Origin of the sequence: Nocardioides sp. LMS-CY (genome assembly GCF_018732145.1) — a bacterium.
GTDB lineage: Bacteria > Actinomycetota > Actinomycetes > Propionibacteriales > Nocardioidaceae > Nocardioides > Nocardioides soli.
In genome coordinates this window covers 4,795,194-4,819,065 of the sequence record NZ_CP076104.1, presented here as the reverse complement: position 1 = coordinate 4,819,065, position 23,872 = coordinate 4,795,194, and the positions used below count along the sequence as shown (strand labels likewise).

Here is a 23,872-nt window from a genome sequence, read left to right as displayed (position 1 = left end):
GGAGACGACGTGACCGAGGACCTCGCCGCGCGGCTGCACAGCCTCGGCTACCGGCTGACGCCCCAGCGGCAGCTCGTGCTGCAGGCGGTCGAGCGGCTCGGGCACGCCACCCCGGACGAGATCCTCTCCGAGGTGCAGCAGCACGCCAGCGCGGTCAACGTGTCGACGGTCTACCGGACCCTGGAGGTCCTGGAGGAGCTCGGCCTGGTGCGGCACACGCACCTGTCCGACCGCGCCCCGACATACCACTCGGTGACCGACCACGAGCACTTCCACCTGGTCTGCCGGAATTGTCACCGGGTCGTATCGGTTGACCCGGAGGTGGCCGCGCCGCTGGCCGAGGCGCTACGACAGCAGCACGGCTTCGTCGTCGACGTGGGACATCTGGCGGTATTCGGCGAGTGCGTGGAGTGTGAGACGAGTGAGTAGCCCGTTGCTGAGCCTGCCCGGGGCGGTCGCCGCCGACGGCATCGACCGCGATGTCGCGGCCCACTACGGGTCGTTCAACGGCGAGCAGCGCAGCCTCGAGGCGGGGGAGGGGTTCGTCGACCTCTCCCACCGCGACGTCGTGCGGGTCACCGGACCCGATCGGCTCACCTGGCTGCACTCGCTGACCACCCAGCACCTCGAGTCGCTCGCCCCGCAGGTGTGGACCGGTGCGCTGGTCCTCAGCCCCCAGGGCCACGTCGAGCATGCGTTCTTCGGGTACGACGACGGCGACGATGCCTTCACCGCCCACACCGAGCCCGGCGCGGCCGCGGCGCTCGTGGAGTTCCTCGACCGGATGCGCTTCATGATGCGCGTCGAGGTCGCCGAGGTGACGTCCGAGCTTGCGACCACCTGGCGCCCGCGGCGGCCGGTGGGTGAGGAGGTTGCGCAGCAACCGTCTCGAAACCAGGGTCCGTACGCCGGCTACGAGTTCGTCCCGCGCGACCGGCTCACGGCGTACGCCGAGGCGGCCGGTCCGGCCTGCGGCCTCTGGGCCTTCGAGGCGCTGCGGATCGCGCGCGGCGAGCCGCGGCTCGGGCTCGACACCGACCACCGCACGATCCCCAACGAGGCCGGGTGGGTCGGCCCCGCCGTACACCTCGACAAGGGTTGCTACCGCGGCCAGGAGACCGTCGCCCGCGTGCACACGCTGGGCCGGCCGCCGCGGCGCCTCACCCTGCTCCACCTCGATGGGTCCGAGAACCGGCTGCCCACGGTCGGCGCGCCGCTCGAGCTCGACGGCAAGGCGGTCGGCTTCGTCGGCACGTCCGCGCGCCACCACGAGCTCGGCCCGATCGCGCTCGCGATGGTCAAGCGCAACGTCCCTCTCGACGCGCAGCTGAGCGTCGAGGGCATGCCGGCCGCCCAGGAGGTCGTCGTCGACCCCGAGGTCGGCCTGCACGTGCGTCCGCTGCGCTGAGGGTCGCGGGTCGTCGGCCTCTCAAGGGATGAGGTCGGACCCGCGCCTTCCCGGGTGAGCTCGGCTGGGGAAGCGGCGCGCCCGACCCGCCCCCAGCCTCACGCGCGGCGGTACATCACGTGCGTGTCCGCGTCCGTGTGGGTGAACCCGAGCCCCGCGTAGACCGCCACGGCCGGGGCGTTGTCGGACTCGACGTACAGCAGGATCTCGCCGACGCCCCGGTCTGCCAGGTGGTGCAGGCCGGAGAGGGTGAGCACCTTCCCGAGACCGCGGCCCTGGGTGGCCGGGTCGACGCCCACGACGTACACCTCGCCGAGGCCGGCATCGTGCTGCTTGGTCCAGTGGAAGGCGGCCAGCCGGTCGCCGTCGAAGCCCAGCAGCAGGCCCGCGGGGTCGAACCACGGCTCCGCCATCCGCTCGGCGAGGTCGGCGGCGTCCATCGCCCCCTGCTCGGGGTGGTGGGCGAACGCCGCCGCGTTGACCCGGATCAGCTCGTCGGCGTCGGCCGGGGTGTAGCCACGGATCGTCAGTCCCTCGGGCACCACCAGCTCGGGCAGCGGGACCGCCGCCGACCGCCGCATCACCCACAGCGACCGGACCCGCTCGAAGCCGTGCCGGTCCGCCAGCCGGGCCGCCGCCGGGTGGTCGCCGTGCGACCACGCGCCGAGCTCGCCCGCGCCGTACGTCGCCAGCGCGTCGCCGAGCAGTCGCCCGCCGAGGCCGCGACCGCGGGCACCCGGGCGGACGACGAGGCCGACCTCGGCACCGATCAGCAGCGCGCAGCCGTCGTCGTCGAGCCAGCTGCGTACCGACTCCGGCCGGTGCCGCAGCGCCCGCCAGGTGGCCTCGTCGAGGGGCGCGGCGCCGTCGGCCGTCTCGGCCTCGGCGGTGATGCTGGCGAGCAGGTCGAGGTCGGGCACGGGCCCAGCCTAGGTCCCGCGTCTCGCGTCGAGACACCCGGAATGGCACTCGCAGCCGCGATCCGGCAGCCATTCCGGGTGTCTCGACGGGGCATCCGCGTCCGCCCGGGTCAGGTGCCCGGGTCAGGCGGCGGAGGGCAGCCGTCCCTTCTTGCCGCCCTTCTTCCCCTTCGTGGGCTTCTTGGCCTGGGTCGCCTTCACGGTCAGGGTCTTGGAGTCGGCCGCGGACACGGTGCTGCTGCCCGCATAGCCGGCGGAGAGCCGGTGCTTGCCGGGCTTCAGCTTGACCTTGAACGTCGCCTTGCCCTTCGCGGCGGCCGTGAGGGTCACCGTCGCGATGACCTTCTTGCCGTCGCGCAGGGTCACCTTGCCCGTCGGCCGCGCCCCGGCGGCCGTCACGGTCACCGTGACCTTGACCTTCTTGCCGGCCTTGGCCTTCTTCGGCGCCTTCACGGAGACGGTGGCGCTGCTCTTCGACGGTGCCGGGACCTGCGGGGTGTCCGTCGTCGGCGGCGTACCCGTGCTCGGCGGGTCACCGGCCGCGCCGGTCGCCGGCGTCGAGGTCGCCGTCACCGAGGTGAAGGTGACCGCGGTGCCGGTGCCGCCCTCCTGGACGTAGTCGGGTCGGAGTCCCGTCGACCGCGCCACGAACGTCGCGCCGACGTCGCCGGCGGCGAGGGTGTAGCCGCCGGCGGTCAGGGCGACCGGGGTGCCGTTGCGCAGCAACTCCAGGTCGCTCTCCACCAGCGGAGCCGGCCAGGTGGCGGCCGTGGGCCGGATGGTCTGGCCGACCTTCGGCTGTCCGGTGATCGCGGGTCCGGCCGAGGCGGTGGGTGCCTGGGCCCCGGTGCAGCTCAGCTTGATCACCAGGTCGATCCGCTCCGGCGGCACCTCCATCGCCGCGGTGGTCTCCGGGCCGCAGCCCGCCTTCTCGGCCCGCACCTTGTACCAGCCTGCCTGGACGTCCCACCGGAAGTAGCCGCTGCCGTCGGTCGTCGACGGGTTGGCACGGTTGCTCTCCGACATGACGGTGCTGCCGTCCTCGACGTCGGTGTAGACGCCGTCCTCGGTGTCGGCGCGCATCAGGGTCACGCTGACGCCCTGGATGGGCCGGCCCCACTGGTCGGTCACGATGCCGGACGGGTCGATGTAGACGTTGAACACGACCGGGTCGCCGCCGCACTCGACGGGCACGTTGGTGCTGATCTCGGCGTCGCCGGTGTTGGGCGAGAGCGGCGCAATGCTCGCGGTGTAGCGCCCGGCCGGCGACTCAGTCAGCGGCAGGTGATCGCGGATCACGCGCCCGTCGGCCAGCGTCACCGTGTACGTCGGGTTTGGGACCGCGGCGCAGCCGTCGAGTGCGAAAGCGAGCGTCTCGGCGTAGTTCACCGACGGCACCCCCTCGGCGGAGTGGCCGTTGTTGGTGATGCTGGTGCCCGGCGGTGGCGGGGTCGGCGCCAGCAGTCGGATGGCGGGCGCGATCGTGGTGGTGCCGGCCGACAGGCCGACCGTGGCGCCGCCCCCGATGAGGGAGCCGGTCGGCGGCCACACCCGGAGCTGGTACGTCGCCACCGGCAGGGCGGTGAACGAGTAGCCGCCGTCCTCGTCGGTGTAGGCGTAGGAGCAGCCCGTGCCGTTGGCCCGGCAGGCCTGGACATAGGCGTCCTCGACGGGAGCGCTGTCGGCGTCGCGCAGCACCGTACCGCGCAGGTTGCCGAGCGTGCTCACGAGGCCGCTGTTGCGCACCTGGAAGACGTAGCGACCGGTCTGGCTGGAGCCCTGCGAGTGTGCGACCAGCGAGTCCGCGCCGCCGTCGAGCAGGGCGCCGTTGACGAAGGATCCGGGCAGCTGCACGTAGGTGCCGTCCTGGCCGGTGCCTGCGGAGAAGCCGGCCGCGGCGGAGGTGCCGCCGAGGCCGTCCTCGCCGCCCGACGCCTCACCGGTCTCCCAGAGGAGCTCGTCGTAGTTGAAGGTGATGTCGAAGTCGCCCGCGACCCGGCCGGCGCCGCCGGTGTTCTTCGTGAGCAGCAACTGGAAGGTGTTGAGCTTGTCGGTCCGCTCGTCGTAGTAGCCCACGTCCGCCCAGTTGACGCAGAACGTGTTGCCGTCGGGCGAGGCGCCGTACGTCACCACGTTCGACCCCGCCCCGCCGGTGTCGACGTCGGCGAAGAACGGCGCGATGATCGGCCGGTTGGTCTCACCGGTCAAGTCCGACGGCGTGTACTGCGACTGACCGTCGCCGAACGTCACGTTGCCGTTGTTGTTGACGAAGACCTCGTCGTACGGCGTGCCGAAGAACTTCAGGTCGAAGGGCAGCTCGACGGCGTCGGTGTAGGAGTCGTCGTTGGCCGCCAGGCTGTTGGTCAGGCAGTAGTCGAGTCTCTGGCCGGCCAGCTTGCCGAGCTTGCTGACGAAGGGTGACAGGGTCAGGGTCCCCACGGAAACGTCTGTGTCCGTGGTCGTGATCGAGTTGCTCCCCGTCGGCTCGTCCGGCAGCGACGACCCGCCGCCGTAGAAGATGGGATTGAAGCCGCCGCGCGCGACCCGGAAGGTGACGACGGAGTCGTCGGGGACCGTCGTCCGGAACGTGCCGTCCTCGTCGGTCGTGGTGGTCGCGAACTGGGACCAACCGCCGTCCCAGGCGTAGACCGTGACCGACGCGTCCGCGATCGGGTTCGCCGACTGGTCGGTGACCGATCCGCTGACGATCGGGGCCCGGCCGAGGCTCGTGCTGGCGTCGTGGGCCGTCGGCGTCTCGGTGACGGTGAGGACACCGGGGGCCGAGGGACCGGTGGGCATGTGGGCGCCTCCGAGCCACGCGATGCGCAGGGGCGGGAACGCGTAGCGGCCGTCGTAGCGGAGGGTGTAGCTGCCGGGGTCGAGGGAGTCGAAGTCGAACTCGCCGCCGTCATCGGTGTAGGCGCCATCCCAGCTCTCGAAGTACTCCTCGTCGGCCATCCAGCGGTAGAGCTCGACGTAGACGTCCTCCGCCGGGCTGTCGCCGGGTCCGGTCACGACGCCGGAGATGGAGCTGGCGACCTCCAGTTCGAGGTCGATGCCGGCGAGGTCGCCGGACAGCGTGAAGTAGTCGGCCTCCCGGACGTCGGAGGTTCCGCCGTAGTACGCGCGGGTGTGGCCGGGAGCCGATGCGCGCACGGTGTAGTACCGCGTCGCGCCGCCGCGCACGCCGGAGAAGGCATACGTCCCGTCGCTTGAGATCTCGACCTCGTCCTCCCAGTCCCAGTCGTCCCAGTCGCCCGGCTCGCCGTAGAGCCGGTAGAGCTCGACGTGGCCCTCGTCCAAGGGACCGGACGCGCCGCTGACAGCGCCGCTGACGGACCAGCGGCCGCCCGTCGTCAGCACGATCGGTGCCAGCTGGTTGGCTCCCGCCGTGATGGTGACGTCGACGGCCGCGGTGTCGTAGCTGCCGTCGTCGGGGTATACGTAGAAGACGTAGTCGCCGGGGTGGAGGTACGCGGTGTAGGCGCCGCCCTCGTCGGTGTAGGCCGACGTGACGTAGTTGGTCTCGTCCTCGCCGATCACCAGCTCGATGTCGATGGCCACGTCCGCGATCGGGACCTCGTCGCCGTTGACGACGGTGCCGGTCACCTCCGCCACGCCCGGGTCCGGTGCGGCGTGGAGGTCCGCGACGACCGAGCCGCCGGGCTCGACGGTGATCACGCCCTCGTCGTCGAGGGAGGTCGGGGGCAGGGTGACGCCGCCGGAGAAGGCGCGCTGGTAGCGGGTGCCGTCGGGTTGGAACTCCAGGTAGTAGCTGCCCGGGTCGACCTCGAACGAGAAGGTCGAGAAGTCTTGGTCGACGTACACGTCGTCCAGCCAGTCGAAGGTCCAGCCGAACTCGTCCCACCGGTAGAGGTTGACGTAGCCGTCGAAGACGGTTCCGTCCTCGACGGTGACGGTCCCCGAGATCGTGCCGGGGTCGGCCAGCAGCGCGGCCGAGGGCTTCGGCTCACCGCCGGAGCGGGCCTTCGCCGGCGCCGCGGTCGCGGTGCCGGCCAGGCCGAGGGCCAGGGTGGCGGCCACCAGGGCCAGGCCCAGGATGCGTGCGATGAGTCCGGTCGCGCGGGCGCGCGCAGGCTGAGAAGTCACGATCGTGTCCCCCGTCGTCTGGCTCCAACTGGCCGGAGATTACGAGAGGGCGGGGGCGGGGTGGGCGGATTGCCGGGTGGTCCTCGGATTCGGGGTCGGGTGGTCCAGACCTGCCGCACTCCGCTGTCCCCGACGTGCGGGTACGCCGGGCCCGCACCCCGCGGCGTACCCGATCTGAGCGATGCGGGTCGGGGCGCGCCCGGCCTTCGATGGGCGGTGTGAACCTGCGCGGCGCATGGCGACGATGGCGTGGCCCTCGGACGATGGCCGAGGTCGGCCTGGAGGACGCCATCGCCATGTTCGTGCAGAACCGCCGGGGCCGACGTCTCACCCGTCGCCTGGTCCGCCCGTAGACCTCACACGGTCTGCTCGGCCTGGCTGCCGGTGCGGGCGTCGGCCGCGGCCTCCTGCTCCTTCGCGGGCAGCACGAAGCGGTAGCCGACGTTGCGCACGGTGCCGATCAGGGTCTCGTTCTCCGGCCCGAGCTTGGCGCGCAGCCGCCGCACGTGCACGTCGACGGTGCGGGTGCCGCCGAAGTAGTCGTAGCCCCACACCTCCTGGAGCAGCTGCTGGCGGCTGAAGACCCGGCCGGGGTGCTGGGCCAGGAACTTCAGCAGCTCGAACTCCTTGAAGGTCAGGTCCAGCGAGCGGCCGCCGACCTTGGCGGTGTACGACGCGTCGTCGACCACGACCTCGCCGGAGCGGATCACATGCGCCTCGGGGTCGTCGGCCTCGCGGCGCGCCGTGAGGCGCCCGACGGCGAGCTTGATGCGCGCCTCGAGCTCGGCCGGCCCGCACGTGTGCAGCACCACGTCGTCCATGCCCCAGTCGTGGAGCACCACGGCGAGGCCGCCCTCGGTGCAGACGAGGAGCACCGGCACGTCGGTGCCGGTGGTGCGGATCAGCCGGCACAGGTCGCGCGCGTGGGCGAGGTCCTGGCGCCCGTCGACCAGCAGCAGGTCGGCGTCGGGGGCGTCGAGCAGGGCGCTGCCGGTCGCGGGCACGATCCGAACCTGGTGGCCCAGCAGGGCAAGAGCCGGGAGCACCTCGGCCGACGGCTGGAGCGCGCTGGTGAGAAGCAGGAGCGTGCTCACTGGTGGCCTCCTCCCATGGCGGGCGGGGGCCGAAACGCGACGCTGGGCTTCGGCCGGTGACTCTGGTCGGGAAGAATACCGTGACATGAACGTCGAGACCGCCAGCATCCGGGTGCACTACTGGGCCTCGGCACGCGCGGCCGCCGGCGTGAGCGGCGACGACATCGCGGTCGACGGGCCCGTCACCCTCGATGAGGTGGTACGCCGGGCGGTCGCCCTGCACCCGGGCACCCGGCTGCCCGACGTGCTCAAGGTCTGCTCGACGCTGGTCGGCGACCGGCCGGTGGGCTCCGAGGACCCGGGCCGGGTCGAGGTGCTCCCCGGCCAGACGGTGGAGTTCCTGCCGCCGTTCGCCGGCGGCTGATCGCTCAGCCCGCGGTCGCCCGGACGCGCCGGACGAGGGCCACGACCAACGCTCCGGCGAGTCCGCCGAGGGTGTTGGCCACGACGTCGGCGTACGACGCGATGCGGCCGGAGAGCACCGCCCCCTGGACGAGCTCGACCAGCCCGGCGGCCACGAACGTCCAAGCGGTCCAGTCCCGCCAGTCGGTGCGCGGCCAGGCCAGCGACCCGAGTGCGCTGACGGGCGCGAGGATCAGCGCGTTGCAGAGGAACTCCGCCCGCGGCTGCGTCGCCGTACCCGCGTCGAAGCCGACCGCCCGGCCGAGGTCGCACAGCCACGACGCCATCTCCGACTGGGTGCCCGAGGTGGGGGCCAGCAGGGCGATGGCGAGGAGCACGACGTACGCCCCGAGCGCGATGAGCAGCGCGCGTCGCACCCGACCCGGCAGCCCCATGTGCGCGAACGCTTCCACAGCGCCGGAATGCGCTCGCCCCCGGGTGGGTTGTCCCAGATGTGAGCAGTGGAGCGTGGGTCGCCCTCGCCGCGGTCGCGCTGGCCGTGGGCTTCGGGCTCTACCGCGCCCGCACCGACGGCCGCTTCCGCCACACCGCCCCCACGGTGGTTGAAGAAGGCGCGCTCGCCGGGCCCACGGTGGTTGAGGAAGGCGGGCTCGCCGGGCCCACGGTGGTTGAGGAAGGCGGGCTCGCCGGGCCCACGGTGGTTGAGGAAGGCGCGCTCGCCGGGCCCACGGTGGTTGAGGAAGGCGCGCTAGCGCCTGTCTCGAAACCACCGCACCCGCCCGCCAGCGCCTGGGACGACGTACGCCGCGCGCTCCCCGAGGCCGAGCTGGGCGAGAAGGCCACGTTGCTCCAGTTCTCCTCGGCGTTCTGCGCGCCGTGCCGGGCCACGCGTCGCACGCTCGCCGACGTCGCGGAGGCGGTTCCCGGCGTCGTGCATCTCGAGGTCGACGCCGAGCACCACCTCGAGCTGGTCCGTCGGCTGGGTGTGCTGCGCACCCCGACGACGCTGGTGCTCGACGCCGCCGGCCGCGAGGTGACACGAGCGTCGGGTGCACCGCGCAAGGAGCAGGTCGTCGCCGCCCTCGGGAGGACCTGATGCCCACATTGTGGACAGTCGTCTCGAATATTGATACGCCGATTGTGGCCGGCCGCAACTCGCTCCCTAGTCTGTGTGCCATGTCCTCGACCCTGCTGACGAAGCGCCGCGCAGTCGACCACTGCCGCGTGCGCTCGTCCCTGTGTCGAATGCACTGATCGGCTGCGCCTCAGCTCCCTGCTGACCTGCGTGGCCACCAGTCCACGCACTCGTCCGCAGGAGAGACATGTCCGCCACCACCGCTGCCACCCACGGGGTCGATGCCCGACCGGGGATCGACCCGCGTGGCCCGCAGTTCGCCGCCGCCCTCACCTCGGTCGTGCTGCTCGCCGTGCTGCTGCTCGCGCCCGGCCCGGTGGCGACCGCCCTGCTCGCCGCCCAGGCCGCGCTCTTCGCGATCGGCGCGTCCCGGGGCGTGCAGCACACGCCGTACTCCTGGCTCTTCCGCACCCTCGTCCGGCCGCGACTCGGCGCGCCGGCCGAGCTCGAGGACCCGGCCCCGCCGCGGTTCGCCCAGGCGGTCGGACTCGGCTTCGCCGTCGTCGGGCTCGTCGCGCTGCTCCTCGGCGCCGACCTCGTCGGCCTGGTCGCCGTCGGACTCGCCCTGGCGGCCGCCCTCCTCAATGCCGTCTTCCGGTTCTGCCTCGGCTGCGAGATGTACCTCCTCATCAAGCGCGCGACCGCGCACTGATCCCAGACCCCGCGCCCCTTCCTCGGCGCACAAGAAAGGTAGAAGCACATGACCCGCGAGAACTCCCTTGTCACCGCCCAGTGGGTGGAGGAGCACCTGAATGACCCGAAGGTGGTGCTGATCGAGGTCGACGAGGACACGACGGCCTACGACAAGGGCCACATCAAGGGCGCCATCAAGCTCGACTGGACGACCGACCTGCAGGACCAGATCCGCCGCGACTTCGTCAACAAGCAGCAGTTCGAGGCGCTGCTCTCCGAGCGCGGCGTCGCCAACGACGACACCGTCGTCCTCTACGGCGGCAACAACAACTGGTTCGCGGCCTACGCCTACTGGTACTTCAAGCTCTACGGCCACCAGGACGTCAAGCTCCTCGACGGCGGCCGCAAGAAGTGGGAGCTCGACTCGCGCGAGCTCACCGACGAGCTGCCGAGCCGTGCCGCCACGTCGTACACCGCGCAGGAGCAGGACCGCTCGATCCGCGCCTTCCGCGACGAGACCGTCGAGGCCATCGGGGTGAAGAACCTCGTCGACGTGCGCAGCCCCGACGAGTACGCCGGACGGCTGCTCGCGCCGGCGCACCTGCCGCAGGAGCAGGCGCAGCGCGCCGGCCACGTGCCGACCTCGATCAACGTGCCGTGGAGCAAGGCGGCCAACGACGACGGGACCTTCAAGTCCGACGAGGAGCTCAAGGCGCTGTACGCCGAGGCGGGCCTCGACGACAGCAAGGAGACGATCGCCCTGTGCCGGATCGGCGAGCGCTCCTCGCACACCTGGTTCGTGCTCAAGGAGCTGCTCGGCCACCAGAGCGTGAAGAACTACGACGGCTCGTGGACCGAGTACGGCTCCCTGGTCGGCGTCCCGGTGGCCGTCGGCGACGAGCCCGGCGAGGCCTGAGCAAGTCCCACCACGGTGGTTGAGGTGCGAAGGCGCGCCGGCCGGTCAACGGTGGTTGAGGAAGGCGCGCCAGCCGGTCGTCAACGGTGGTTGAGGAAGGCGCGCCAGCCGGTCGTCAACGGTGGTTGAGGAAGGCGCGCTAGCGCCTGTCTCGAAACCACCACCTACGCAACATCACAGAAGGAAGCAGGAACATGTGCGGAGCAACTGAGGGCGGCCTGTCCCTCGACGGCATCGACGTCAAGAAGGAGGCGATCGTCCAGGGACAGGTCGTGCGCGACGGCGAGCCCGTCGGCAACGCCTACGTCCGCCTGCTCGACCGCAGCGGGGAGTTCACCGCCGAGGTGCCGACCTCGGCCACCGGTCACTTCCGGTTCTTCGCCGGCAACGGCGAGTGGACGCTGCGCACGCTCGCGCCGAAGGCGGAGCCGGTGGACAAGAAGGTCATCGCATCCGTCGGAGACATCGCCGAGGTCGTCGTCAGCATCTGATCGACTGCACGAGCTCGAGCACGCCGGTCCCACTCACGGGTGGGACTGGCGTTTCGGCGCTTGCGTCACCCGGTCGTGGGGTCGAGCACGCGTACGCCGTACCGCTGGAACCCGCGGTCCGCGGTCACGACCGTCGCGCCCTGCTCGAGCGCGATCGCGGCGTAGTAGGCATCCGGGATCTCATTGCCTCGCAGGCGGTGTCCTGCGACGAGCTCGGTGAAGATCGCCCAGTGCCGGGCCGCGGGCCGGACCGCTGTCACTCGCGAGGAACCGAGCAGGGCCTCGGCGAACGCGACTGCCTCGGCGGGGGCAGAGGGACGCTCGAAGACGCGCGGATGAGTGACGATGCGGACCATCGCGCTGAGGGCCAGCTCGCTGATGCCGATCGGCTCGTGACCCATCAGGGCTCGTTCGAGCCAGTTGCGCAGGTCGCGGGCGTGCGGAGAGTCGTCGTTGCGCTGTGCGCCCACGAGTACGTTGACGTCGAGGAACAGCACCTCAGCGACGCGCCTCGCCGAGCAGCTCGGCCATCGCGTCCTTGTCGTAGAGGTCGACTCCCTGCCGCAGCCCACCCGAGTAGGCGAAGTCGGGCAACGCCGACGTGGTCTCGGTCTGCTGCTCTGTGTCGTAGAGCAGCTTGCGCAGGGCCTCCTCCAGGATGGATCCGATCGTCCGGTGCGTGCGTGCGGCGAGCACCTTGGCCGCAGCCAGGAGCTCGTCGTCGATGCTCACCGTGGTACGCACCTGCGCATCTTATCGTCAGACCGATGGCATCAACACATCACAGGTCTCCGAGCTCCCCACGCTCCGCCGACCGAGGTCGGCCGACGGCACGGGCGAGCGACCCGAGATGTCTGGACCACCCCGGTGTGGGTCTGGTGGTCGCGGGAGCGGTCGGTGCCACTCTCAATAGCCCATCTGGGCCACTACCGACTCCCGGGGTCGATAATTCCGGCGCCGTTCGACGAGCATGTGCGTCAGGGCCGTGATCTCCGCCTCCAGGTGTCGAGCTTGCCGGACGCATACCCAATTTGTGTGATTGGATGCTGCGGTACTACGTGAGCAATCAAGGCACTCAAGGGGAGTTCCGCATGAAGAAGTACCTGTCCGGTCTCGTGGCGGCACTGATGCTGTCGGCTGGCCTCGTGGCGCTGGCGGGCCCCGTGGCCCAGGCCGCGTCGGCCCGCGCCTGCGGCGACCAGTATCAGCCGGCCTGCGTGGACACGAAGCCGGAGGCGCCGAAGACAGTGACGACCCCGGCTGGCAAGAAGCCGAAGGTGCCGATCACCATCGGCGCCAACAGCAACGTCAAGCCGGCCGGCAAGGTGGTCGTCAAGCTCGCGGGCAAGAAGCTCCCTAAGAAGCTCCAGGGCAAGGAGATCTCCTTCCAGGTCAAGAAGGGCAAGGTCGTCGTCAAGCTGCCGAAGCTCAAGCCCGGCAAGTACAAGTTCAAGTTCGACTTCGTGCCGAAGGCTGGCACCGCCTTCGAGGCGTCGAAGGGCAAGATCACCGTCGTGGTCAAGAAGCGCTGAGGCGCCGACCACGATCGCCGGGCCCCGTGACCACTCGTCGCGGGGCCCGGGTGCATTTTGTCAGTGGCCGCCGTCGGTGGTCGAGATGTGAAGGCGCGCTAGCGCCTGAACCCTACGGTGGTTGAGGTGCGAAGGCGCGCTGGTGCCTGAGTCCCACGGTGGTTGAGGTGCGAAGGCGCGCTGGCGCCTGAGCCTCGAAACCACCGTACGTCGAGTTGGTCGGTGTGCCGGAGGATCGGATCGGTGTTGACTAGGGTGACCGCGTGAATCGACGCGCTCTGTGGATCGGGCTCGCCGTCCTCGTCGGAGCCGTCGTCCTCTTCGCGGCCTGGGCCGCCTGGACGACCTATCAGGTCAACCGCGACCTGACCGCCGCCGTCGACGACGCGACGGCGCTGCGCGCCGCGGTCGAGGGTGACGACGACGATGCCGCGCAGGCGTCGCTCGGCCGGTTGCGCGACCACAGCGCCGCGGCCGCGGATCGCACCGCCGGCATCACCTGGTCGGTCCTGGAACACCTGCCGGCGTACGGCGACGACGCGCGCGGCGTAGCCGTCGCGAGTGCGGTCGCCCGCGACCTCGCCGACGCGGGAGTGGAGCCGCTGATCCGGGTCTCCGACGACCTCGACTCGATCGTGCCGGCCCAGGCCCGGATCGACGTGGCCGCGCTCGAGGCGCTCCAGGACCCGGTGGCGGCGGGCAAGGCGGCGTTCGACGACGCGCGGGCGCGCCTGGTCGCCGAGGACTCGGCGGGCTACGTCGAGCGGCTGCGGACGAAGTACCGCGAGCTGACCCGGCAGGTCGACGATGCCGCCGCCGTCCTGTCCAGCGCCGACACGGCCCTCCGGGTGCTGCCGACCATGCTCGGCCGCGACGGCCCGCAGGACTACCTGCTGGTCTTCCAGAACAACGCCGAGATCCGCGCCACCGGCGGTCTGCCCGGTGCCGTGTCGGTGGTGCGCGCCGACGACGGGCGGGTCCGGATGACCCGCCAGGTCGCCGCCAACACCTTCGGCCGCACCGACGGGCCGGTGCTGCCGCTGAGCGACTCCGAAGAGGCCGTCTACGGCGAGATCCTCGGCACCTACTTCCTCGACGCCAACCTGCAGCCGGACTTCTCCCGTGCGTCCGACCTGTGGCGGGCCCGCTGGGAGCAGGTCTACCCCGAGCGGCTCGACGGCGTGCTCTCGGTCGACCCGGTGGCGATCTCCTACCTCCTCGGCGCCACCGGCCCGGTCGAGGTCGGCGGCGTGACGCTCACCGAGGACAACGCCGTCGACGAGCTGCTCTCGCGGGTCTATCAGCGGTTCCCCGACCCGGCCGCCCAGGACCGCTGGTTCCGCCGGGTCGCCCGCACCGTCTTCGACAGGGTGTCCACCGGCGTCGGCTCACCGCAGGAGCTGGTTCGAGCCATCGCGGACGGTGTCCGCGAGCACCGGGTGTTCGTGCACAGCTTCGACGACTCCCTCCAGGAGGCCATCGCCGGCAAGGCGGTCGCCGGCGACCTCGTCACCGACCCCGACGCGGCGCCCCAGGTGGGCTTCTACCTCAACGACGGCACCGCCTCGAAGATGTCGTACTACCTGCGCTACGACGTCTCCGTCGATGCGACGTACTGCAACCAGGGCGTCCAGGGTCTGGCCGGCCACGCCACCCTGATGTCCGACGCCCCCGAAGACGCCGCCTCCCTGCCGCCCTACGTCACCGGGAGCTACGCGACATACGGCGGCAGGCCCGGCTCCCAGCTCGTGCAGGTCTACATCTACGGCCCCGCGGGCGGTGAGATCAGCGCCCTCGCCCTCAACGGCAAGCCCCTGCGCGGCCCCGGCCCGAGCCTCGACCAGGGGCGCCCGGTCCTGAACGCGACGCTCCTGCTCGACCCCCAGGAGAAGGTCGACCTGACTTGGCGGATGAAGACGGGAGCCGCGCAGGCTGGGGACACTCGGGTCTCGGTGACCCCGAGCGTGGTCGCGGGATCGACGTCGACGTCCATCGACTCCGCCTGTTGATCGACAGCGATCAGGTGGCCGGCTGCTCCGGTGCATAGCCGTAGCCATATCCATAGCCGTACCCGTAGCCGGCGTCCGATGAGCGGCGTTTCTTCGGCACCATGTTGAGCACGACGCCAACGGGGCGTGCATCGACCTGCTGCAGGCGCTCGACTGCCTGGCTGAGTTGGTCCTTGGTTGTCTTGCCGTAGCGAACGACGAGCAGCGCGCCGTCCGACTGCGAGGCAAGCAGTGCTGCGTCTGTCACCGGCAGCAGCGGCGGTGCGTCGATGATGACCATGTCGTACTTGTCGCGGATCCGCTTGAGCAGGTCGGCCATGGCGTTCGACTGGAGTAGCTCCGCGGGGTTCGGCGGGATGGTGCCGCTGGCCAGCACGTCGAGATCGCTCTCGGTATGCCTCTGAATCGCGTCCTCGAGGGTGACCTTGCCCAGCAGGACGGTGGTCACCCCGACCGCATAGTCGAGCCCGAGCTGTGCGGTGGCCTTAGGGCGGCGGAGGTCGCCCTCGATGAGCAGCGTGCGATGACCGGCCTGCGCCATGGTGATCGCCAGGTTGACCGACGTCGTCGTCTTTCCCTCTGCCGGAACGGCGGAGGTTACGACGAAGATCTTGTCTGGGCTGTCGACCTCCACGAACTGCAGGTTGGTGCGAAGTACGCGAAAGGCCTCAACGCGCGGCGCGTGGGGTTCGTGGGCGGTGATCAGGGGCTGATCTCGGGCGCCGCTGTCGTAGATGATCCCCCCGAGGATCGGCGCCGACGTCGTCGCTCCGATGTCCACGGCCGACTTGACCGATGAGTCAAGCAGCTCGCGGGTCAGCGCCAGGACGATCCCAAGGATCAAGCCGAATCCCAGAGCCAGCGTCAGGTTGCGCACGGGTCGCGGCGAGATCGGTGTGGTCGGAAGATCGGCGGGATCGACAATGGTCGCCTTCACCGGAGCGGTGGCACCGTCGTCGGGTGTTTCGAGTTGACGAATCAGATCGACGAGCGACTCGGCGTAGGCCTGAGCCTTCGCCTGTGCCATGGCGGGTTCTGGGTCGGAGACCGTGACCTCAAGATTGACGGTCTCGGGAACAACCTGCGCCGTCACTTGCGTCCGGAGTTCGGCAGGTTCTTCGTCAAGGTCCAATGCCTTGACAACGGCGGAGGCGAGATCGGAACTCTTGTTCACCAAGTCCGCATACGACGTGACCCGCTGGGCTGAGAACAGCCCGCCCTGATAGACCTCCGATGCGCTGTCGCTCTCCTGGGTCGAGATGAAGAGCTGAGCCGTCGATGAGTACTTGGGTGTCACCAATGCGGTGTAGGTGGCGGCAGCGCCGACGGTGATGGCGGCCACTCCCAGGACGATGGCCCATCGGCGCCTCAGGATGCGCAGATAGTCACGCAGTTCCACACATTCCTCCACGGTCTCGGCACGGGCGCGCGCCTCAGTCTAGGTGAGGCGTGCCCCCTGAACCGGGTCGGTAGACCGCGCGCGGCTTCCTGCGGCATTTCTGCGAGCTCGAACGTACCGAGAGCGACGTCTGTCCCGCCGATTGAGTCACGCCAGCAGGCCCGTCGTGACTCGGCAGATGCAGAAACGGTCATGTGTCGATGCAGACAGTTGGCTCAAGACACTCGCCTGCGGCGATCCGACTGGCAGGATCATGCGTGCTTGCATCAACAGGGAAAGGACGTTCGTGAGGTACCTGGTCACTGGCGCAGCCGGCTTCATCGGCAGCCATCTAAGCGCGACGCTGCTGGAACGCGGGCACTCGGTATGGGGCGTGGACTCATTCACGGACTACTACAGCCGTGACGCCAAGGAGGCCAACCTGGCCTACGTCGGTGAGGCAAGCTCCTTCGAGTTCGAGGAGCGTCGTGTAGGGTCGATTGACTCGAGCGAACTACGCGACGTCGACGCGGTCGTCCATCTCGCGGCGCAGCCTGGGGTACGGGGATCCTGGGACAATTTCTCGATCTACTTGGACGAGAACCTTGCGGAGACGAATAGCCTTCTCGACGCCACCCTGTCCTCCGGAACTCGGCGTGTCGTCATGGCGAGCAGTTCGTCCGTCTACGGAAACTCAACTGCGTACCCAACGTCGGAGGGCGCCCTCACAAGCCCGCGAAGCCCGTACGGCGTGACGAAGAGAGCGTGCGAAGACCTCGCACGTGCCTATGCCATGGACAGTACATTGGAGATCCTCGGACTGCGGTTCTTCACCGTGTATGGACCTGGGCAGCGTCCGGACATGGCAATTCAGCGGCTTCTGGCATCGGCTCTCGGCAAGTCTGACGACATCTTCAAGCTCTTCGGCTCGGGAGAGCAGGTGCGAGACTTCACGTTCGTCTCCGACGTCGTAGACGCGTGTGTTCGTGCTGCCGAATGCGTGGTGGAGCCAGGCTTCGTGCCCGTCAACGTGGGCGGGTCGGGCGAGGTCTCGATGAACGAGCTACTGGATCTAGTGGAGAACGTGACAGGAAACGCTCCCGTAGTCGAGCGGATGGAGGCCCAGCGTGGCGATGTGATGCGGACGGGCGCATCAAGCGCGCTTGCGGAGATGCTCATGGGGTGGAAGCCGACCGTGAGCATCACTGAAGGATTGGCACGCCAAGCCGCATTCGTTCTCGACCCGTCAGCGCGGACCTGGCGCGTCTGAATGCATGATCTTCGGGGTCGAGTCGTCGACCTGTTGGCGACCAGGTGAGCGGGGGCACGTCTGCGGCGCGAGCCGGCGGGATCACGACCATCATCGGGATCGTCAACGCTGGCGTCGGGCTCGTCTTCCAAGCGGTTCTCGCCGCTCAGCTAGGACTGGGCTCGAGGGCCGACGACTTCCAGTTGTGCTGGACGATCGTCACCTTTCTCACCGTCACGATCTTTTCGATGGTCCCCTCGGTCCTGGTTCCGCGGATGCACCGAGGTGCCGACCGCGACTACGCGCTCGGCACGTGGATCTATCCGGCGGGCCTCGGTGGTGTTCTCTCGGTCGTGCAATGTGTCGTCGCGTTCGGCGTGGGTCAGGGCGAACTGCGGACGATGCTCCTGGCTGCCTCTCCAGCCGCTCTCCTCGCGGGCCTCACGGCGACCCCCCAAGCGGTCGCCTACTTGGATCGTCGGTTCGTCGTGGCAGCGGTCGGACCCGTTGCCAACGGTGTCGGGCTAGTAGCGTTCGTGGCTTTGGCGAGGAACGAACTCACTGCCGTTGCATTGGGCGGCGCGTTGACGGTCGGCTACCTAGTGCAGTTTGTCGCCACCGTCATCCCGGTGGCTCGTCGACGCCCGCGTGGTCTTCGAAGCCGAGGTATCGGTCCAGGCGCCTTCACGGGGCTCGCGCTGTACACCGCGGTAGCCAAGTTCCAGCCCGTCCTCGAACGCGGGCTGGCGGTCTCTGTTGCCCCCGGAGCGACAGCTGCGTTGGGTTTGGGGCAGAAGATTGCCCAGGGCCTTCTGATGCTTGCGGCCTTCGGACTCGCGCTGACATCCACCCCCAAGCTCGCGCAACTGGCCGTCGAGCGTAGTCATGACCGCGCCGCGCGTGTCTTTGCTGCCTCCCTTGCCGGTACGCTCCTTCTGACCAGTACGACCCTGGCATTCGCACTGCCTCTAGCCGAACCCATGACGAAGCTTCTCTACGAACGTGGGGCGTTTGACGGCGGTGACACAGTGAAGGTCGCAGCCGTCGTTATCGCACAGCTCCCCTGGGTCGCTGCCTGCGCGCTGGCTGGCGTAGCGACGACCTACCTCTACGTTGAACGTATGTACTTCCGAGTCATGGTCTCGGCGGGACTCGGACTGGCAGCTACCGCGGCCGGGTCGTTCGCCATCAAGCCGTTCGCTCCTGACCTTGCCGTTGCGATCGGCAGTAGCTTGGGGGCAGTTCTCAGCTGTGCTTGGTCGTTCTTTCTGGTGTCGCGATCCGAGCTTCGTCCTCATCTCCGGGCGGCATTGACCGAATATCGCGGTGTGCTGACATCAGCCGTCCTGCTGCTGGCGACCTCAGTGACTGTCTACGGTGGCTTGAGCCTCGCTGAGGGCGTTGCAGCCTTTCTCCCGACGGTGGCGACTGTCGTCATCGTCGCGCTTGTCTGCGCTGGGTGTCTTCTGCTCTCGGCCGTGCGGCGTGAGATCAAGGGGGTGTTGGGTGCCGAGATCTGAGAACGCCCTTGTGTGCGTCTCAGTGGGAACGAGAGCGACGGCTAGCGCGCGCGTCCGCGTGGGGCCACTGCTGGAGCTGGCTCGATCTCAGGGGTGGCAGACGCGCTGGCTCTTCACGGATGGGGCTGTTTGGCCGCTCCGTCTGCTTGTCATGCTCTTTCAGACGCGGCCGTCGGTGGTTGTGCTACAGAAGGTCGCACCACCTCGGTGGGCCTTGCGCGTGCTCCGCTGCGCTAGTCGGTGCCGTCTTGTGTTCGAGATCGATGATGCGATCTACCTGGGGTACCCCGGAGATTCCGTGAAACGCGCGGCGCAGCTGAGGAGCCGCGTGACGGGCGCTGCAGACGCAGCCGACTTGGTGACGACGACGACCGAGCTCCTCGCAATCGACCTCCGAAAGCTCTCAGCGTCGCCTGTCGCCGTTTTCGCAGGGCCGTATCCGAAGCCTCGTCCGAGCAACGTTGTCGAGCGGGAGGGCTTAGTGTGGCTAGGCTCGCCATCGACGTTCTCCAACACGGATGTGGTCCGAGCTGCGGTGAGAAACGAGCCGAGTCTGAGCCTCTGTCTTGTGGGTGCGCCAACTAGCGGCACTCCTCATCCGAACATCTCCATGGTCGTCTGGTCACCGGACGCCGAGAACGAAGCGCTGGCGAGGTCTCGAGTGGGAGTCATGCCCCAATACTCTGACCGCTGGAGCGATCGGAAGGCCGCATACAAGGTGCTGGAGTACCTAGCCGCCGGACTGGTGCCAGTCGCCACGGACTGTGCGCCGGTTCGCGCGGCGCTAGGACCTGAGACTGAAGGTCTCTGTTTTCTCGTCCCGCCCGACAGCGACGCGTATGCGTGGCGCGACATCATCGAGAAGGCAAACAACTTCGTCCCGGACGATGGCTGGCGTGCTGCTCGCGAGCGCGTAGCGAGTCGGCTGGCACCCGAGACGTTCTGCGCGATCGTGTTGGGAGAGGAGTAGGGCCGTGCCTCGGGACAACAAGCGGTTCCTGATGGTGTGCTCGCAGGTGCCGCCGGTCTACGGGGGAGCCGGAACGCAGGCAGTGCTTCTCGCGGAGTCGCTGGCGAGCCATGGCTGGCGAGGACGTGTCGTGTCGCTCGACCAATCGGGTGTGGGTAGCCACCAGATCGACGGACTCGCAGTCACTCGGGTAGCGAAGGGAGTGGTTCCGGATCGGAGGATCCTTCGCCTGGCCACGACCATCGCCCTGGGGGTCTGTGCTGCCTTCTTCGTGCTCCGGGACCGTCCGGCGGTCGTTCACATCCACGGCGCGTACTGGTGGTCGATCCCCCCATCGGTTGCGGGACGCCTGATCGGTGCAGTGGTGGTGGTGAAGTCAACCAGGGACGGAGAGGATGACGCTCTCACCGTCCGTTCGAAGAAGCTTGGATTCTTGCCCGTCGGCTGGCTCTACGGCCTCTCGGTCAACTGCGCCGACGCCTTCCTCGTTCTGAATGCGACCAGCAAGCAGGTCGCTGTCGACGCCGGGTATGGCGCGAAGACGCTGATTGTGACGAACGGAGTTGACGCGCGGAAGTTCGCGAGCGATCCAACTCGACGCAAGGCGGCCAGGGCCCAGCACGGAGCGAGCATGGACAAGGTGATCTTCGTCTTCGTCGGCTACGCGGTGGTCCACAAGGGCGTTCTCGACCTTCTGCTCGCGTGGGACGAGGCGGCCCTCCCCAACGCCGAGCTCTGGCTTGTGGGCCCGACGACCGGTTTCTATCGCGAGCTCGGGGACGAGATTCCCCACCTGATCTCCGTGGGTAGAGCCGTTCGGACGTTTGGTCATGTTCCACATGACGACCTCCCGGCGATCATGGCGGCCGCAGACGTCTTCGTGTTGCCGAGTCACGCAGAAGGGATGCCCAACAGCCTTCTCGAGGCGGCAACGGCGGGATGCACGATTGTCGCCACGTCAATTCCCGGGATCGTTGACGTCGCCGGCGACGCCGATGCATACCTCGTTGCGCCCGGATCGGTCCTCGAGCTGGAAGAGGCCCTTCGAACGGCCGCTGCGAGCCCGCGCAGTCCCGCTGCGATCGCGAATCGGGTCGACATGAGAACGGTGGCCCGGCAGTACGCCGATCTGTACGACCGACTTCGGATCGATCGCGGGTAGCACCATGCCGGTATTTGGTGTGTGTGCCCTAGCGGTCTCCTTGGCGCTGGGCGTGGTGGTCGCGGGCGGCTCGGACGCCGCTCTCTCGGTGGGAACGTTGCTCGCAATCGGAGTTGCCGTCATTGTCGTATATCGGAGACGATCCTCCATCGCGGGAGGAGCGGTCGCGATCGTCATCTTTGCGATGGTGCTTGTGCTGGCCGTCGGATCCATGCCCCGTGACCGGCCCATCTACAACGTCAACCCGACGTTGAGCGTCGAACTCCTGTATGTCGCTGGATTCGCTGCGCTGATATGCGGGTTGATCGCTTCAGGTCGACTCATTCCCTCCGGTGCGCCAAATTCATCCTCCCTCGACTCTCGCCGGCCCCAAAGCAGCCGGGATCAGAAAGATCCGAGCACATTCTCGGCATATCTGTTCATTGGCTGTGCTGCCATTTGTCTCGCGGTCTTGAACTACGCGACCGGTGTCGTCCCGATCCTTTCTGGCGACATCAACGCCGCTCGGCTCAACTCAATCGACTACGGTGTCTTCGGGCGCTTCTGGCCATTAATTCTGCCTGTCCTGCAAACAAACATCATTCTGGCGGGCATTCTGCTAATAGAAGGCGCGGTGCCGAGGAAGTTTCTCGTGCTCGCCTCCGCATCTCTGCTGATCCTGATGCTCAACGGTGGCCGTTCGCTGTTCCTATTTCCATTGGTCGCCGTCGCGCTCTATTGGGTCGAAGTCCGCCGCCCTCGTCTGCCATGGGTCATCGGCGGCCTGTCGGCGGGTGCTGTCCTGTTGGGGGCAATCGGATATCTGCGTGATACAACGTCCGGCGTCGTGACCAACGGGTCTGTTCTTGACTCGCTGGACAGGTCTCTGCAGACCGGTCCGCGGGTTCTGACTCTCCTGATCTCGCAGGAGAACACGAACGGTCAATTCATCGCCGGCGACCTGCTGAACTTCCTCTCGTCGAATCACGAGAGATCCGACCGACTGGTCACCGTTGCCATCGGTCGGGATCCGCTCGTTGTCGGCGGCTCGCCCCCAACGATCTGGGGTGGCCTGTACCTCGACTTCGGCATTGCTGGTGTGTTGGTTGGCGCGTTCTTGCTCGGCCTCCTCTTGGCGGGCGCGCGACGCAGCTTGCATGAACGCGGGACCGCCGCGAGTGCAGTCTGGTTCTCGTTCTTCTGTGCCTACATTCTTCTGGGCGCGTACAGTTATGTGAGTATTCGTCCGTCCTGGATAACTGTCGCAATTCTTTGCTGTGTCCTACTGAGGGGGAGAGGGCTGCATGAGAATTCTCATGGTCTCGAAGTTCGCCGGGTTTCAGGGCGGAGTCGAGCGGCATCTGGCTGATCTTTCCGTTGGCCTTGTGCGTGCTGGACATGAGGTCGATCTCTTCTCAAGCGAGTTGCTTCCAAAGCGAGCACGGGCGTTCGACGTCAATGCTGGATCGGCGGCGGATCGCGCCAAGGCCCTCGTGCAGATGTATTGGAATCGGGCCGCACGTCAGGCGCTGGAAACGAAGGTCGGGGACTTCGAGCCGGATGTCGTTCACATGCACTCCATCTATCACCAACTCAGCCCGTCGGTGCTCGGTGTGTTTGCGGGGCCGACGGTCATGACGCTGCACGACTACAAGCTCGCCGCGCCTTGTTACACCTTGTATCGGGAGGGTCAGGTCTGTCGCGACTGTGTCGGGAGGGCGGTTCCCGTCCCGGCTGTCATCCATCGTTGTATTCAGGGCAGCGTTGCTGCGTCGGCCGCCTGCTCCGTGGAGGCTGTGCTGTACCGCCGGCGGTATAGAAGCGCCGCTGACAGGTTCATCGTGCCTTCGCAGTTTTCTCGTGACGCCATGGTCAGGGCGGGCCTGCCGAGAGAGAAGATTCGCGTCATTCCTTGGGCTAGTACTTCGGCAACGCATTCCGCTCGTAGGTTCGTCGAGCGGGAGCGGGTGAGCCTCCTTTTCATGGGCCGACTCCATCCGACCAAGGGGATACGGGAGCTTCTCGACGCGTGGGCAGAGCTCGGGTCCCCTGCGGGCGGTCGGCTTCGAATCGCCGGCGACGGGGAGCTCGCCGGTCTGGTGGTCGAGAGAACTCGTGTCGATCCAACGATTGAGTACCTGGGGCATGTCGAACCCAACCGCGCATCTGAGCTGGTTGCTGGGGCCGACCTCATGGTCGTCCCGTCGCTCTTCCCTGAGACGATGGGATTGTCTGCTCTAGAGGCGCTTGTGTCGGGAACGCCAATCCTGACCTCCGGTCGCGGTGCGTTGAGCGGGCTCGCTGGACCAGGAGTCCTCGAGTTCTCGGAAATGGAGGCACGTGTGATGGCTCGCACGTTGCGGTTGTTGATCAGCGAGCCCGAACGGCTGGGTTCCATGCGCGAGCAGTTGCAGCGCCGAGATCTCTCGCGCTACAGGCCCGAGAGGATGATCCGCGAAATCGCGGATGTGTATGAAGAACTAGTGAGCGTCTAGCTGCTGGTGTTGATCATGCCGGCGCCGACGGTGACGCCGGTGGCTTCGTCGATGAGGATGAAGGAGCCGGTGGCGCGGTTCTTGGAGTAGGGGTCGCACAGCAGGGGCACGGTGGTGCGGAGCTGGACGCGGCCGATCTCGTTGAGGCCGAGTTCCCGGGTCTCCTGGTCGCGGTGCAGGGTGTTGACGTCGAGGCGGTACTGGATGTCTCTGACCAGGGCGCGCGCCGAGCGGGTGGTGTGCTTGATGGCGAGCTTCTGCCGCGGACGGAGCGGCTCGTTGGTCGGTCGAGCACCGCGTGTTAGCGGGGACTCGGCGACAACCCTGAAGCAGGGTGCCGGAATGGCCCATCTCAGGCACCTGCAGGGCATGATGTCCGGCGTGGATTGCTGCTCAGCAGCGGTCGTCCCGGGGGTGTTCCGGACCGAACGAACTGTGGCCGAGTGGCTGTGGCAGGGTTGTCATGATGCCGGGCAAGTTGTGACTGCCTCGATGGAGTGCCCGGGCG

23 protein-coding genes are annotated in these 23,872 nt (G+C 68.2%); 15 read left to right on the top strand and 8 right to left on the bottom strand.

Annotated elements, in window-relative coordinates; all coding sequences use genetic code 11:
* Positions 1-9: 9 nt before the first annotated feature.
* Both KM427_RS22835 and ygfZ read left to right on the top strand, forming a co-directional pair.
* Positions 10-429, top strand: coding sequence for a Fur family transcriptional regulator (locus KM427_RS22835; RefSeq protein ID WP_183592068.1), 420 nt, complete (start codon positions 10-12; stop codon positions 427-429).
* Positions 422-1,408 carry a CAF17-like 4Fe-4S cluster assembly/insertion protein YgfZ gene (ygfZ, locus tag KM427_RS22830; RefSeq protein WP_215525419.1) on the top strand — a complete coding sequence of 329 codons (987 nt, stop codon included), beginning with the start codon at positions 422-424 and terminating at the stop codon, positions 1,406-1,408. The genes KM427_RS22835 and ygfZ overlap by 8 nt, the downstream gene beginning before the upstream one ends.
* Positions 1,409-1,506: 98 nt before the next feature.
* On the opposite strand, the gene mshD is transcribed toward ygfZ, so the two are convergent.
* The 3 genes from mshD to KM427_RS22815 all read right to left on the bottom strand — a co-directional run bounded on the left by mshD (position 1,507) and on the right by KM427_RS22815 (position 7,532).
* Positions 1,507-2,328 (bottom strand): mycothiol synthase, encoded by an 822-nt coding sequence (gene mshD, locus KM427_RS22825; RefSeq protein ID WP_215525418.1) that lies wholly within the window; start codon positions 2,326-2,328, stop codon positions 1,507-1,509.
* A 123-nt stretch (positions 2,329-2,451) separates the two neighbouring features.
* Complete coding sequence (locus tag KM427_RS22820) at positions 2,452-6,438, bottom strand: carboxypeptidase regulatory-like domain-containing protein (RefSeq protein WP_215525417.1); 3,987 nt, start codon at positions 6,436-6,438, stop codon at positions 2,452-2,454.
* 356 nt (positions 6,439-6,794) lie between these two features.
* Positions 6,795-7,532: a response regulator transcription factor gene (locus KM427_RS22815; RefSeq protein ID WP_183592064.1), complete on the bottom strand. Its 738-nt coding sequence runs from the start codon at positions 7,530-7,532 to the stop codon at positions 6,795-6,797.
* Between the two features lie 85 nt (positions 7,533-7,617).
* Between KM427_RS22815 and KM427_RS22810 the strand changes: the two genes are divergently transcribed.
* Positions 7,618-7,896 carry a MoaD/ThiS family protein gene (locus tag KM427_RS22810; protein WP_183592063.1) on the top strand — a complete coding sequence of 93 codons (279 nt, stop codon included), beginning with the start codon at positions 7,618-7,620 and terminating at the stop codon, positions 7,894-7,896.
* A 4-nt stretch (positions 7,897-7,900) separates the two neighbouring features.
* On the opposite strand, the gene KM427_RS22805 is transcribed toward KM427_RS22810, so the two are convergent.
* Complete coding sequence (locus tag KM427_RS22805; RefSeq protein WP_215525416.1) at positions 7,901-8,329, bottom strand: VanZ family protein; 429 nt, start codon at positions 8,327-8,329, stop codon at positions 7,901-7,903.
* A gap of 59 nt (positions 8,330-8,388) precedes the next feature.
* Here KM427_RS22805 and KM427_RS22800 point away from each other — a divergent pair, with 59 nt between their 5' ends.
* The 4 genes from KM427_RS22800 to KM427_RS22785 all read left to right on the top strand — a co-directional run bounded on the left by KM427_RS22800 (position 8,389) and on the right by KM427_RS22785 (position 11,070).
* On the top strand, positions 8,389-8,991 hold the full coding sequence (locus KM427_RS22800) for a TlpA family protein disulfide reductase (RefSeq protein WP_215525415.1): 603 nt from the start codon (positions 8,389-8,391) through the stop codon (positions 8,989-8,991).
* A 226-nt stretch (positions 8,992-9,217) separates the two neighbouring features.
* On the top strand, positions 9,218-9,682 hold the full coding sequence (locus KM427_RS22795; protein ID WP_183592060.1) for a DUF4395 domain-containing protein: 465 nt from the start codon (positions 9,218-9,220) through the stop codon (positions 9,680-9,682).
* 48 nt (positions 9,683-9,730) lie between these two features.
* A complete protein-coding gene (locus tag KM427_RS22790; RefSeq protein WP_215525414.1) occupies positions 9,731-10,579 on the top strand; it encodes a sulfurtransferase in 849 nt (282 codons plus the stop codon).
* Between the two features lie 194 nt (positions 10,580-10,773).
* Positions 10,774-11,070, top strand: coding sequence for a DUF1416 domain-containing protein (locus KM427_RS22785; protein WP_183592058.1), 297 nt, complete (start codon positions 10,774-10,776; stop codon positions 11,068-11,070).
* Between the two features lie 65 nt (positions 11,071-11,135).
* Here KM427_RS22785 and KM427_RS22780 read toward each other — a convergent pair whose 3' ends face one another.
* Together KM427_RS22780 and KM427_RS22775 are read right to left on the bottom strand one after the other, a co-directional pair.
* Positions 11,136-11,567: a TA system VapC family ribonuclease toxin gene (locus KM427_RS22780; RefSeq protein WP_215525413.1), complete on the bottom strand. Its 432-nt coding sequence runs from the start codon at positions 11,565-11,567 to the stop codon at positions 11,136-11,138.
* Between the two features lies 1 nt (position 11,568).
* On the bottom strand, positions 11,569-11,814 hold the full coding sequence (locus KM427_RS22775; protein ID WP_215525412.1) for a ribbon-helix-helix protein, CopG family: 246 nt from the start codon (positions 11,812-11,814) through the stop codon (positions 11,569-11,571).
* A 347-nt stretch (positions 11,815-12,161) separates the two neighbouring features.
* On the opposite strand from KM427_RS22775, the gene KM427_RS22770 reads away from it, so the two are divergent.
* Positions 12,162-12,602 (top strand): hypothetical protein, encoded by a 441-nt coding sequence (locus tag KM427_RS22770; RefSeq protein ID WP_215525411.1) that lies wholly within the window; start codon positions 12,162-12,164, stop codon positions 12,600-12,602.
* Between the two features lie 263 nt (positions 12,603-12,865).
* Positions 12,866-14,611, top strand: a complete 1,746-nt coding sequence (locus KM427_RS22765; RefSeq protein WP_215525410.1) for a DUF4012 domain-containing protein — start codon at positions 12,866-12,868, stop codon at positions 14,609-14,611.
* A 10-nt stretch (positions 14,612-14,621) separates the two neighbouring features.
* On the opposite strand, the gene KM427_RS22760 is transcribed toward KM427_RS22765, so the two are convergent.
* Positions 14,622-16,010, bottom strand: coding sequence for a tyrosine-protein kinase domain-containing protein (locus KM427_RS22760; protein ID WP_215525409.1), 1,389 nt, complete (start codon positions 16,008-16,010; stop codon positions 14,622-14,624).
* Positions 16,011-16,296: 286 nt separating this feature from the next.
* Here KM427_RS22760 and KM427_RS22755 point away from each other — a divergent pair, with 286 nt between their 5' ends.
* The 6 genes from KM427_RS22755 (at position 16,297) to KM427_RS22730 (ending at position 23,364) form a co-directional block, all read left to right on the top strand.
* The gene (locus KM427_RS22755) at positions 16,297-17,259 is read left to right on the top strand and encodes an NAD-dependent epimerase/dehydratase family protein (RefSeq protein WP_215525408.1); all 963 of its coding nucleotides are present in this window, start codon (positions 16,297-16,299) and stop codon (positions 17,257-17,259) included.
* A gap of 44 nt (positions 17,260-17,303) precedes the next feature.
* Complete coding sequence (locus tag KM427_RS22750) at positions 17,304-18,758, top strand: lipid II flippase MurJ (protein ID WP_215525407.1); 1,455 nt, start codon at positions 17,304-17,306, stop codon at positions 18,756-18,758.
* 250 nt (positions 18,759-19,008) lie between these two features.
* The gene (locus KM427_RS22745) at positions 19,009-19,728 is read left to right on the top strand and encodes a glycosyltransferase (protein ID WP_215525406.1); all 720 of its coding nucleotides are present in this window, start codon (positions 19,009-19,011) and stop codon (positions 19,726-19,728) included.
* Between the two features lie 4 nt (positions 19,729-19,732).
* A complete protein-coding gene (locus KM427_RS22740) occupies positions 19,733-20,890 on the top strand; it encodes a glycosyltransferase family 4 protein (protein WP_215525405.1) in 1,158 nt (385 codons plus the stop codon).
* A gap of 40 nt (positions 20,891-20,930) precedes the next feature.
* On the top strand, positions 20,931-22,238 hold the full coding sequence (locus KM427_RS22735) for an O-antigen polymerase (RefSeq protein ID WP_215525404.1): 1,308 nt from the start codon (positions 20,931-20,933) through the stop codon (positions 22,236-22,238).
* On the top strand, positions 22,186-23,364 hold the full coding sequence (locus KM427_RS22730; protein ID WP_215525403.1) for a glycosyltransferase family 4 protein: 1,179 nt from the start codon (positions 22,186-22,188) through the stop codon (positions 23,362-23,364). The genes KM427_RS22735 and KM427_RS22730 overlap by 53 nt, the downstream gene beginning before the upstream one ends.
* Here the strand turns inward: KM427_RS22730 and KM427_RS22725 are convergent.
* Positions 23,361-23,735 carry an elongation factor 1-alpha C-terminal domain-related protein gene (locus tag KM427_RS22725; RefSeq protein WP_252274777.1) on the bottom strand — a complete coding sequence of 125 codons (375 nt, stop codon included), beginning with the start codon at positions 23,733-23,735 and terminating at the stop codon, positions 23,361-23,363. The two genes, KM427_RS22730 and KM427_RS22725, sit on opposite strands and share 4 nt — an antisense overlap.
* Positions 23,736-23,872: the final 137 nt, after the last annotated feature.